A 250-nucleotide genomic window follows, 5' to 3' on the forward strand; every position below is an offset into this window, starting at 1 on the left:
GGTCACGATCATTGGACTGGCCGTGATCAGCCTGCCTTACCCTGCTTCGCGACAGCGGCCTGCGCCTTCGCGATCGCTTCCTGATCGCCGAGGTAGTAGTGCTTGATCGGCTTCAGGTCTTCGTCCAGTTCATAGACGAGGGGCACGCCGTTCGGGATGTTCAGCCCGACGATCTCGTTGTCGGAGATGTTGTCCAGATACTTGACCAGCGCGCGGATCGAATTGCCGTGCGCGGCGATCAGCACCTTGC

The 250-nt window shown here is 60.4% G+C and carries 1 protein-coding gene; it reads right to left on the reverse strand.

Annotated elements, in window-relative coordinates; genetic code table 11:
* Nucleotides 1–26: 26 nt before the first annotated feature.
* On the reverse strand, nucleotides 27–250 hold a 224-nt coding region (locus SB753_RS39725; protein WP_410805502.1), incomplete at its 5' end, for a 2,3-bisphosphoglycerate-dependent phosphoglycerate mutase.

Source organism: Paraburkholderia sp. SIMBA_053 (genome assembly GCF_046534895.1).
Taxonomy (GTDB): domain Bacteria; phylum Pseudomonadota; class Gammaproteobacteria; order Burkholderiales; family Burkholderiaceae; genus Paraburkholderia; species Paraburkholderia caledonica.